Origin of the sequence: Actimicrobium sp. CCI2.3 (genome assembly GCF_035019065.1) — a bacterium.
GTDB lineage: Bacteria > Pseudomonadota > Gammaproteobacteria > Burkholderiales > Burkholderiaceae_D > Actimicrobium.
Map to the genome: position 1 here is coordinate 229,946 of NZ_JASJWR010000001.1, position 11,962 is coordinate 241,907.

The window sequence follows — 11,962 nt, forward strand, 5'->3', positions numbered from 1 at the left end:
AATGGTCAGCAGTTATGCCAGCGGCAAAAGCATATGCACAATTTCGCTGAATAACGGTCGTGACCGATTGTCTTCAGACAGACAGGCGCGGGCAATGTCTGCAAGCGGCATAAAGGGAGTCGGACAACAGGCTATTAATTCTGTTAGCAGAATGCCATAGGCACGTACTTCGATCTGTTGTAGTGCCTCTGCTTGCAGACTATCCGGATCAAACAATGACGCAGCACCGAAGTCGCCGAGCAGGGCGCGTCCATCGCCGGTATGAAGCAAGTTGTGTCCGTACAGGTCGCCATGCAAAATCCCGCGTTGGTGCAAGTGGGCTGCTGCAGAAGCCATCCCGAGTGCGATAGCCAGCAGTTCGGCACCACCCATCGACAGGTCGTCATCGTAGATGTCGCGCGTGCACGATGCCAGGCTGGGCGGTCCGGCAAGGTTACGAAATTCCGGGGCAATCAAAGGCATGATTAACCCGTCTGCATGCTCGGGATGGCCTGTCAGCTTGCCCCGTATCGGGATCAAGTTCGGATGCTGTCCTGCGGCGATGCACGCTGCCATTTCGCTGCGTGGCAACCCGTCACTGGTCAGGGCTCCCTTGAACAGTTTTACGGCAAGCGGATTTGCGGTGTCGTCATGCCGGGTGCTGGCACGGTAGATCACGCCGGAAGCCCCTTCGCCTAGCTGTTCGTAGAGTTGCAAATCCTCCCAGCGGATACCGGGAATAGTGGTACTGCTCAATGCCGTCAATTCGCGCGCATCGGCCAGCGGATTGCCAGCGTAGGCCAGCCACGACAAGCGTGGCAATGTCAGCAGCCATTCCGGAAGCGAGGTGAATCGGTTAGCGGCAATTCGCAGCAGCTCAAGTCGTGCACATTGAGCCAGTTGAACCGGCAGCGTGTTCAACTGGTTTCCGGACAGCATCAGCTTCTGTAACTGCGAGCAATGGCCGATCTCGGCAGGAATATGCGTGATCTGGTTGTCGGTTAGAATCAGCCAGCGTAATGTCGGCGGCAGGGCACTGGCAGGCACTGTCCGGATCTGATTCGCCTTGAAACCGATCATGCTTAATTGCTGGCACTCGCCAAGCATCGACGGCAGCACCGTGAACTGATTGTCCGAACAAAACAGGATACGCAGACGATGAAGGCGTGGCAGATCTTCCGGTAGCGACGACAAAGCATTGCCGGACAGGTCGAGGATTTCGAGCGATTCGGCAAGATCGAATATTTCATCAGGAAATGTGGTGAGACCGCATTCGAGTTTCAGGCGGGTGATGCCCGTTAATGAACCGTCGCGTAGTTGAGCCAAAGTCTGCATTACCGAAATCCCGCTCAATGAGAAAAGTGTCGAAGCTTATCAGGCGACCGGAGACCATTACACCCAATGATGGAAAAACATGGATTTCCGGCACGCATCTCCCTGCGAACACCTGACAAGAAATTTCCCACGCGATCCAAAAAACCTGTTTATATCTCCCTGGTACCAGTTGCCATCTGCGAAGACGGGCTTTTTCTCGCAAGTCCCATTCAATTCCCGACACGACACTCAAGAGACCTTGAACATGATTGCCAAGCACACCATTCTTGCACTCGATATCGCCGGTAATCCCTGGGCATGGCTCAGTGCCCAAGAGGCGATTCACTACTATGCGATTGGCAAGATCGCATGGGAGCTTGGAGAGGAGGAGACGGTATTTCGTGGTGGCTGGTCGCGCGCGGGGGTGCAGTCAATGATCGCGGTGAAGCCGATCATTGCTGTTGCCGGTTCCAGCATCATGGCGAAGATGTTGCGGCCTATTCCGCTAGGGCATGACAACAATTTACTGTTCAAGCGTGACCGGTACACTTGCGCGTATTGCGGCCAGGTGCTGGGACGCCATGACTTGTCGAGGGACCATGTACTGGCCAGGTCTCGTGGCGGGGAAGACTCGTGGATGAACTGCGTGACTTCCTGCCGGAGATGTAACTGCAGCAAGGATGCGAAGTTGGTGTCTGATTTCAAACCGCTTCAGTACGTACCCTACGCACCTTGTCGGGCAGAGCACTTTCTGCTGTCGGGACGGCATGTACTCGCCGACCAGCATGACTTTCTGGCGGCCTCGTTACCGAGGCATAGCCGTTTGCTGTGAAGGCGGGTAGCTTTCCAGACTGATATGGCTGGCAAAGACCACTCACACTGGCTTACGCTGCCCGGCATTGGCTCCCTGCAGCCACAGCAAGCCTGAAGTATCGGAGGCCTGCCGCCATCAGCAGCAACTTTCAAAATGCACAAATTCCATTGTTCAGATGAAAGGAATTCGCTCGCTTTTGCTACCCAAAACACAGGGACTTTTGAATCACGCCGAAGTCAGTTACTTTTGATCGAAATCCGACGGAACTATGTTCCCGTTTGGCACCACTCAGAAGAGTTTCCTTTGAATCATAAGTTGCACTCCGTTAAGCAAATGGTTTGAAGGGCCACCAAGGCACTGCTGAAATACTACCTGGTACCGCGCAAGGGGTCTTTAAAATCGATTCACCCTATCTATCTCATGGAGATAAAGATGAACATTCAATTCGATAACGAATCTCAATCGGAACTCGCGCGGACCGGACAGTTCGCGTCAATTCACAAAAGCCTGAACATTGGATTACTGGTTCTCATCGCCAGCCTGTTTTTATCTCCTGGCACCGCCGATGCGCAGAGCACCTTGGGCAACTCAGGCTCCTGGGGCCGCTCGGCCTCTCTGGACCAACAGAACCCCGCGGACCTCGAGAACCCCGCGGACATCAAGAACCCCGCGTACTTTCTGTTCCACCCGGTCGTCGATTTTGGCAGCGGAGACAAGCGATACATAGCCACCGGGTCCATATTGGACTCGAGCAATGTATCTCACTTCATAGCGATTCCGTACGGGGCAACGACAGAAGGCGCAAACCGTTGGCGTGCGCCCCAGCCCTGGACAAACCCCGAGCCCGGGATGTACAAACTGGGCGGACGGTCTAACCCTGGCAAACCAGAGTCTGTAAATTTTGACCCAGCAGGTCTGGGGTCGAGAAAAGTTCCTAAGTGTATGCCCGGAGAACCGGCTGCCGAGGGGTCCTATGTCATTCCGATACCTGAATTGCCGTTGATGGTCCCGGGTGCTCTTGTTAACTTCCCGCTCGCGACTGTTAACAGCGAAAATTGCCTGTATTTGAACGTATACACCAAATACGCGAACAAAAAGGATAGCAAAAAGCCCGTTTTTGTCTATATCCCCGGTGGTGGCAACATGCAGGGCAGCGCAATGACCTCCATCTACGACCCGGCACCGAACAAGGTCCCTGCCAACGCAACGTCTTTTTTGCAAAAAGTGGACGCCGTTGTCGTAACCCTTAATTATCGTGTTGGTCCGTTCGGTTTTCTCGCCCATCCCGAACTGACCAAAGAGGCTGGAACCTCTGGAACATACGGCAATCTGGATCAACTCCTGGCGCTCAAATGGGTGCAAAACAATATCGACCAGTTTGGCGGTGATCCTGACAATGTCACGCTATTTGGTGAGTCAGCAGGTGCCCTGAACACGAGCATTCTTAACGTATCTCCTCTTGCTGCGGGACTTTTCAAGCGGACGATTCAGCAAAGTGGCTACAACCTGCCCCTCATGTGGGCAAGTAGCCTGACGGGAGTTTTGTCCGACAAAGGCTCTACCATTAATAATACGCACGTCCAGATCACTCCGTTCGATGCAAACGGTAGGCCAAAGTGGCCCACGCTTGCGGATATGGAGATGTTCGGTACGGGGCTAGTTGACGTACTCACTTTCCCATGCCCGACTGGCGTCATGAGTGGACAAGATGGATATGACGGCGTTTCGACACATATACCGTGGGGAGCTTGCGGTTACCCAAAGCCCATGGTCATCGCTACTTTGCGCAATCTCCCAGCCGCTATTATCAGTGCCGCATATTCAAACCCCGTTACGCCGAAAGGGTCAACACCTCAGGGTTTAGGTCAGTTTGTCCCCGTGCCACCGATAGACGGTAAACTACTTATTGCGCAACCGATGGAAGTTCTGATGTCTCCGACGCTGTACAGGCGTGTTCACGTGGGTCCGTCCATTATCGGCACGAACCGCGACGAGTACAACTACCTGCAAAGTTACTATGCTTCATCTATATTCAAGTGTGCTGTAAAGAATGTTTTCAATAATTGCAGCGAGAATGCCGCTGGCGTCAATCTTTTGAGTGCCGACGGATCGGGCTTCAAGAGCATCCTGCAGGGCATTTTCGGGCAGGTCAATGGTGCCGATGCATTCAATACCTTGCCGGATCAGTACAAGCCTAAGCACAATGGAGCCGTCGACTACAGGTATGCACCTGATGTTCGGGACGCCGCGATGTCATTGCTTACAGACGCCGTGTTCACATGTTACAGCCGCAGTCTCGCTCGGTACAACGCGCAAGCGTCCGGGAAGAGTCAAAAGAGCTTCCGCTATCAAATGAACTATCAGCCAAACGTTGAGGTAACGTCGACTCCCGCGGGCTATGCATTCGCTACTAAATCCGGGTACCGTACCGTACAAGAGATGGGTGCGATGCATACACTGGAACTTGCCTATGTTTTTGGTACTCCATATCTGGAGCAGCTTTTCGTCACGAACTCAAAAGCCGGAGATGATGAGATAAAAAAATTAGTCAACACATTTCAAACAGCATGGGAACAATATGGACTAACAGGGCATTTGCCTATAAACGCCGACAGTTCCTTTACATGGAATGCTTACCCGTACCCTGACCCTGCCAAATTAACCGATCCGGTCTTCAGCATCGACGGCAAGTCAACTCGTTCTGGATATGGTACGTTGAGCTCTGAGTCTGGAGGACAGTTCGGATCAGGGCAAAATTACAAGTCGCAATGCGACTGGATCGATCAATATGCGTTTCCATGGTTGAGCGCCCCTCCAGCAACGCCTTAACCAATTTCGTTTGGTCGCAAATACGGGATTTAGCACGAAGCGGCACCATGCTGGCCGACCACATTCCATTGAAGAAAATCATTGATTTGATTGGTGGGATGGTCGGCGATGCGCGCAAGCACATGGCGCAGGCAAGCTTCCGAAGCAATGCCGTTCAGTTTGGCAATGCCTATGAGCGCATGACGGATCATTGCCAAGTACAAAAAATTGACGGCATTGAATGCGTGCCACTCGGCGTGGTTCAAAAGCCCTCGTTTTGGGTAACAAAAGCGAGCGGATTCCCTCCATCTGAATAATGAGCGTCGCTGCTTGCGTGGCAGCAGTGCAGGGTGCCGCTCCCCATCTCACCCATTTAAAGGAAAGCCTCATGAAATTATATGTTTCTCCACGTGCACCCAACCCACGTCGCGTCACCATGTTCATCGCTGAAAAAAATATAAAAGGTATCGAGGAAGTTATTGTCAATTTGTCAGAAAACGAACACAAGAGCACAGCGTTTGTGGCAAAGAATCCGTTCTCTGGTGTGCCGACTTTAGAACTCGATGATGGGCGGGTGCTGAGTGAAAGCAGGGCGATCTGTGCGTATCTGGAAGGCTTGCATCCGGAACCTAACCTGATGGGAACAACATTCGAAGAACGTGCTTTCATCGAAATGGCAGATCGACGGATGGAGTTATCGCTGTTTGGATCGATTGCCAATTGCATACGCCACACGCATCCTGGTCTGAGCGCGCTGGAGCAGCCGCAGTTCCATGACTTCGGTCATTCGCAAGGCAAAAAAATGCTGGTTGTTGCACGTTGGCTGGACGAGTATCTTGCCAGCAATGAATATGTTGCCGGTGATCGCTTCACCATCGCCGACATCACGGCATTCTGTGCATTGGAGTTTGCCCGTGGATTGATGAAATTCAATCCGGGTGAGTTGGGACTGTCCCATCTCCATGCTTACCGAAATCGGATAGCGCTGCGGCCGAGCGTCTGAATTGCCGCAACGCTTGTAGCGCTGGCATTACCCGTGCAGGTAGCCGGTCAGGTGTCCCTGCACGTGAGGAGGACGATTATTTGGACTTGGCGGCGTGTGTCGCAATCACGTCCATCAAGACGGGCGACAGGCAGTCATACGGTGGCAAGCCAAGTTCTACCAGACGGTCGCGAACGGCGCCCATTTGATCCGGAGCAGCACCGGACTCGATGATCGATGACACGAAAGCGGCAAACACGGGAGCAGACCAACCGGACTCTGGTGAACGTTCGGTATGTACGAAGTCAAGTCCGAAAAATGGATGCGCGGTGTTTTCAATGCGGCCGATCATGTGGACACCGCAGCCAGTGCAAGCATGACGCTGGATCGAGGTGTTGGTATCGACGATTTTCAGCTTGTCCGCATTGGCCGTGATGGTAACGGCGTCACGAGACACAACAGCGACCTGAGAAAACAGTGAACCGTCTGGCTTCCAGCACTTCGAACAACCGCATACATGGTTGTGTGCCGTTTGCGAGGTAATGGTGACTTCAACAGGATGGTCGACACAAGCGCAGACAAGCTTGCCGCCGGCAAAACCGGCGAGGGTCGGTGCGATTCCATTATCTACTGCGGGATGAATTTGAACAGTCATTGCTTGCTCCTGAAACGGTGTGTTGGAGCGCAAGAGTATCTAGATTGCATCGACGTGTCTGTTAGTTGCTTCACGTAGTTGCAACGGTCACCACAAATATTATTTTACATAATATAAATTATACGTAATTTCAGTGTCACAGCTATGCAGAGGGTTTTTCCAAATGTCCACATTTTGTCAAGATCACATGCCCCAAATTGCATGCCCGCCATGCTGGCGTTTTTTGATAAAGGCGCAGTCCAATCACGTGCAACCTCACTGCGTTCAGGCTGACGATGAAGAATATCAATCGCATTCGGCTAATCGAAGCCGTTTCTAAGAAAAAGCGCGAACCACCATGACAGCCTTGCCTGAGACTGAACCACAAAACGGTACACACTATTCTTAACGAAGAATTTGACCCTTGAGACCAATTACCGTCAACTCGATAAAATTCGAACTATTGTGATTGGCAGGAGAATAATTTACAAAAAAACCACCCATGTCTACGTTATGCATTTCATTTAACGCACCAACAAATTTTTCGACAGTCAAATTTTTCCCAGCTTTTTTTAACGCATATACCAATATCTTGGCATTCAAATACCCTTCACTGCCATAATAGGAAGCCTTGAATAGTTTGTTATTTAATTCAGCGGCACGTTTAATCTCTTTATTAACAGGCAGGATACTATTCCATGGATACGGCATTACCTGGGATATACCAATGCCACGTGCATCTTCACCCAGCTCCGCTTCAAGTAAGTCAGCACTGATGGGGGAAAGTGACATGTAGACCGGATTCAATTCTGCTTTTTTCATCTTGCGAACGAATTCTGCAGTCGTCTTGTAAAGAGTTACCATAATGACGGCTTGCGGACGGGTTTGTGCCATTTTCGCTATTGCTGGCCCAACTTCCATCGAATTTCGCTCGACAGATCCAACTACCTCAGGTGCCAGATTATATTTTTTAAGTGCTTCAGTGACGCCATCTAGACCTGACTTTCCAAAGCCGTCGTTTTGATAAAATACCCCAATACGCTTTAATCCCATTGTTACCAGGAGATCGACGATAGCCCGTGTCTCATCCTTGTAACTTGCGCGAACATTAAACATGTAGGGATTCACGGGATCTCTGAGACTTCCTGCGCCACTGACGGAGCCTACAAGCGGAATTTTCGCAGCACTAAAAACTTGCATTGCAGCTGTGGTAGGTGAAGACCCGTAGTAACCGACAAGTCCGAACACCTTTTCATCATGGATTAATTTTTTGGTGTTCTCAACGGTTCTTTCTGTTTCATATCCATCGTCCAGCGTCACCAATTTTAGCTTGCGACCATAAATTCCTCCATCCGCATTAACAAGATTGAAGTGATTATTGATCGCATCTCGCATTTCCTTTCCATAGGCACCAACGGGACCAGTTAGCGGGGTTGACATGCCGATCTTGATTTCCGTATCTGTCACACCTTGCTCGGCATGAACGGAATTTATAACCAAGAAGGCTAATAGTGAGAGCGTCGAGCGCAGTATTAATTTTGATATCATTTATCTTCTAATCAATAATTAGGTGATCCTACTGCTCAAACGATAGACGACTTTTAAATGAAAACGCCATTATTTCGTTTAAGGATAGTTTTTTAAAACGCGACCACAACAAGAACTAAGCGATAAAAAAGTGAGATATTCCATTAATCTACGACGAATCAAGTAATATTTTTTGCGGGTGTGAAATTTCAAAGTGAGTGCGCCAGGAATCTCAATGTGGTGGTTTGTAAATTAATCAAAGACATCGGGATCTCTATGAAAAATTTACTCTATTTACCAAAAAAAGATTTCTTCTAACTAATGTATTATAGAAATATCGTGCTTACAAGTAGTCTTTCCCCTTTTATGTTTCATAAAGACTACAAAGAGATCCACAATTTCAGGAATAAAAAAGGGAAAAGTATAGTCCCCAGTGCCGGCTAATGGCTGAAGAAAAACATGGTGCGAGGTCACACCGGACGTAGCGCATGTGGTCACCGGTCGGGATACGGACGACACGTCGCCAATGCTGCCATCCCTGGATGAGCCTCCCGGTTCAACTCCCGTCACATTAAAATTCCGTTACTCTGTCGGAAGCAATTCGCTCGCACTTAGAACACTAAAATCGCCGCTTATGAACCATTCCGTTGCGATGCGATGCGCTTACCAACCAAGCCACAAAGTCTTACTTACGTTTTTTAAAGTAGGCTGTTATCGCCATATCCCTATTCATCGTGAACGTTAGCGGATTATCTGATCCGCTCGCATCGCCACCCCATTGACTAAATTCGTAACTAGGATCCGCCTGGTTGCTGGGCATGACGGTAACCGAGTTACTGCCGTTTTGCACGAGATCAATGGATCCATTTATTGCAGTTCTTGTAAGCGTGTAAGACGCTGGAGCGACAATATCTCTAATTCTAAACGTCAGATCAAAAACACTATTCTTATCAAACTTAAAGTTGACTGGATTGGATACGTAGGGTAAATCAACCTTTTTACCCGCAATTGAAATATTATCAAAAACGAATTTACTTATACCTGTCGGACCTCCTTTGAGTGTATTTTTCCATCCAAAGGACTCAATATGTTCATAGTTGATATTCTCAAATCGGATACCTGCATAATTATGTAATGCTGTAGGGCGTATTGCATTAATTTCAAAGATTGCCCGATTTGGCTTTGGATCAGAAATTCTTATGTTTCGGAAAACTATCATTTGACCTGTATTAATAATATCGTTGTCCTTGGGTACGATTTTGGAACCGTCTGGGTTTTTGGGATCGTCTACGCTTTCGCCATTAAGTCCAATGAGCCCATTCTCAGGATCTCCTACTGCGAAAATACTTCGAGCATAGATGATATCAATATCCTCAATAACTATCTGCTTTTGCATATAAGGGAGGCGTTTTAGATCAATTATTGGACCAAATCCTTCTCGGTTAAGGCCAAGGCCACCTCTAAAATCCTGTCCATTGACGTCATGCCAAAAGACAATACGACGCAGAGGTAGTGCCCCTCCTATATAGTGTCCGTCATCCTGAACGCGGAAAAAACTGTCTTCCATCAGAATATTACCGCTTATCGAAGCGGCATCGGTGTTGCCGCGCCAGCCGATTACTTTTACAAACTGTATAGAATTTTTTTCAGGATAAACTCCGTTTACATAAAAGTTGTGATTAGCTGAATCAATCAGCGTGATTCCTTCGATATTTATATTCCCAGCATCTTCAACATGTATCCCGTAGGAAATATCATTGCTGACTGTGCTAACTGTGTGATGCGGAATCTTCCTGCCAGATATGGTTCCATGCCCGAAAATTCGTATGTTTTTTCTTTCCCTTCGACTATCAACATTTATGTAGGAAAAATTACCATAAACTATGGCATCTCCTGGAATATAGTAAGTTTTGTCAGGAAATAATTTAATCCAATCTCCATATTCCCGATCTCGCTCAACGCCCGGCGATTTCACCGAAACGTTGTGAACACCGGGACCGAAAACCACTGTATCAAAATTGTCAGCATCGGAACTCTTGGTTTTATCATCAGCATTTTTGCCTTTTAACCATTCTGGTATTTCTTTGCCTGCCTCTATGTAAACCACTCTGGCACCACTTTTGGGTTTATTTTTAATAACGGGATTCGCGAAAATTGAAACAGCGTGCGAACCTTTGTCTCGACCAACATACGGGAATTCACCATCCTCCCAATTTATTTTTGCTCTTGGTGCATCTCGACTATCCATTTGTCCATCGATATCGACTGAAATCTGCGCCGGATTTCTCATTTTGATATAAACGTCACCATTAATTACATCCACAGATATACGCTTATTTTCTGGATATGCTTTTGCACTAGTTATTCCCCCTGCAGGAGCACCGAAGCTATTGGAACTTTTACGGCTTATTTTCACCACGATTTCCGTGTCCGCTTCTAGTTCAAAATTAGTGAAAGTGTGACTCCACCCGCCGATCATTCCAACATAATAGCCCTTCTCGATATCGATTTTAGGGGAGGAGGGTAACGGGCACTCGGTGAAGAATGCAAACGGCCGATACCAGTTATTAACATTATTATAATCCTTTCCCTTACTATCGAATTGCATATCGGCTGTTCTAATAATACTAATATCATAGTATGGTGAGGGTTTTTCATCACCTAAAGCAGGTTCTGGTTTTGGGGATACATTGACATCATTTACAGTACCACCATTGCCATATACATTGAGTTTGCCATTTGGATTGTTTTCACTTGAACTCGAAGTTTCAACATAGTCATATCTAAATAAATTGACTTTTAATAACTGGCCGCCATCAGGATCGGAATAATCCTGAAATTTCATGAGCACGGTTTGAGGTCCTGTAACTGTTTCTTTGGATTCGCACTCATATTCAAGAAAATAGAGTGGGCTGCCTGTGTGGTGAAAAAAACACCGGCCGAAAACCTTATCAGGTTTCGAGTCAAGCCTCAGTTCAACCTCGCCTCCTGAACCGGCAGAAGCGGCCGTCATAAAAAATTTGTTCGCATCAGTTTTGCCGAAATCAACGTTAATCGATGTGAGTTTGTATATGGAGCCGGCCGGAAGGTCGGTGTTTGCATTTGCGCTGACATTGGATATGGAACCAACGGCCCGGACGTCGGTGGGCGTTCCATTTGCGCTGACATTGGATATGGAACCGCCGACCCGGATGTTGGTGGGCGCTCCATTTGCGTTGACATTGGATATGGAACCGCCGACCGGGATGTTGAGGGGCGTTCTTTTCGGCTGCCATCCAGACACGTTGATCTCCGCGATCGACCACCAGTTGTATTGGGCGGAGTCGGTCGAAACGATGCGGACGTAACGTGCCTTTGTTTCCGGTACGACGATACTAGTAACGATTGCTCCGGTACCACTCGCGATTGGACTACCGAGCACCGCCAGGTCGTCTGTTGCGTAGATAGCATAGCCTCTCAGGTAGTCACCCAATGAGTCGCCTACGTTCATTTCAATTTTATCGAACGACAGTGATTCGCCAAAGTCGATCTGGAAGTACATCCCCGGCCTTTGGTTGTTACTCGACGTGGTCCACCTGCTTGAAAGATTGCCGTCAATTGCTTTTTCTGTGTCTTGTGAAAAATTGGGTGAAGCGGTGACTCTCCAACCACTACGATTCAGGAATTGGCTTGCACCTCGAACTATTACTGGTGTTGATGTTGCTGTTGCTGTTGGTAGGTTTGGTATCGTTGATGACGATGGTATCGTTGATGACGATGATGACGATGGTGACGATGGTGACGATGGTGAGGCTGATGACGATGGCGACGTTGGAGAGGTTGATGACGTTGGCGTAGTTGGTAACGTTGATGAGTCGCTATTTCCAGCGCCTCCGCTACAAGCCACCAGCAAAACGCTCAATAG

The 11,962-nt window shown here is 48.6% G+C and carries 8 protein-coding genes and 1 pseudogene; 4 read left to right on the plus strand and 5 right to left on the minus strand.

The features are described from left to right. Positions 1–12: 12 nt before the first annotated feature. A complete protein-coding gene (locus QN370_RS00945) occupies positions 13–1,314 on the minus strand; it encodes a leucine-rich repeat-containing protein kinase family protein (RefSeq protein ID WP_322127415.1) in 1,302 nt (433 codons plus the stop codon). 244 nt (positions 1,315–1,558) lie between these two features. Between QN370_RS00945 and QN370_RS00950 the strand changes: the two genes are divergently transcribed. Next, positions 1,559–2,125: an HNH endonuclease gene (locus tag QN370_RS00950; RefSeq protein WP_322127414.1), complete on the plus strand. Its 567-nt coding sequence runs from the start codon at positions 1,559–1,561 to the stop codon at positions 2,123–2,125. A gap of 414 nt (positions 2,126–2,539) precedes the next feature. After that, complete coding sequence (locus tag QN370_RS00955; RefSeq protein ID WP_322127413.1) at positions 2,540–4,936, plus strand: carboxylesterase family protein; 2,397 nt, start codon at positions 2,540–2,542, stop codon at positions 4,934–4,936. Positions 4,937–4,965: 29 nt separating this feature from the next. Here QN370_RS00955 and QN370_RS00960 read toward each other — a convergent pair. After that, positions 4,966–5,115 (minus strand): annotated as a pseudogene (locus QN370_RS00960) (transposase domain-containing protein); the annotation flags it as partial. 188 nt (positions 5,116–5,303) lie between these two features. Here QN370_RS00960 and QN370_RS00965 point away from each other — a divergent pair. Beyond that, a complete protein-coding gene (locus QN370_RS00965; RefSeq protein ID WP_322127412.1) occupies positions 5,304–5,918 on the plus strand; it encodes a glutathione S-transferase family protein in 615 nt (204 codons plus the stop codon). Positions 5,919–5,994: 76 nt separating this feature from the next. On the opposite strand, the gene gfa is transcribed toward QN370_RS00965, so the two are convergent. From gfa to QN370_RS00980, 3 genes are all read right to left on the minus strand, one after another. Continuing rightward, positions 5,995–6,552 carry an S-(hydroxymethyl)glutathione synthase gene (gene gfa / locus QN370_RS00970; RefSeq protein WP_322127411.1) on the minus strand — a complete coding sequence of 186 codons (558 nt, stop codon included), beginning with the start codon at positions 6,550–6,552 and terminating at the stop codon, positions 5,995–5,997. Positions 6,553–6,936: 384 nt separating this feature from the next. After that, positions 6,937–8,079 carry an ABC transporter substrate-binding protein gene (locus tag QN370_RS00975; RefSeq protein WP_322127410.1) on the minus strand — a complete coding sequence of 381 codons (1,143 nt, stop codon included), beginning with the start codon at positions 8,077–8,079 and terminating at the stop codon, positions 6,937–6,939. 664 nt (positions 8,080–8,743) lie between these two features. Further along, on the minus strand, positions 8,744–11,803 hold the full coding sequence (locus tag QN370_RS00980; protein ID WP_323581655.1) for a discoidin domain-containing protein: 3,060 nt from the start codon (positions 11,801–11,803) through the stop codon (positions 8,744–8,746). Here QN370_RS00980 and QN370_RS00985 point away from each other — a divergent pair. Continuing rightward, positions 11,728–11,895, plus strand: a complete 168-nt coding sequence (locus QN370_RS00985) for a hypothetical protein (protein WP_322129213.1) — start codon at positions 11,728–11,730, stop codon at positions 11,893–11,895. The two genes, QN370_RS00980 and QN370_RS00985, sit on opposite strands and share 76 nt — an antisense overlap. Positions 11,896–11,962: the final 67 nt, after the last annotated feature.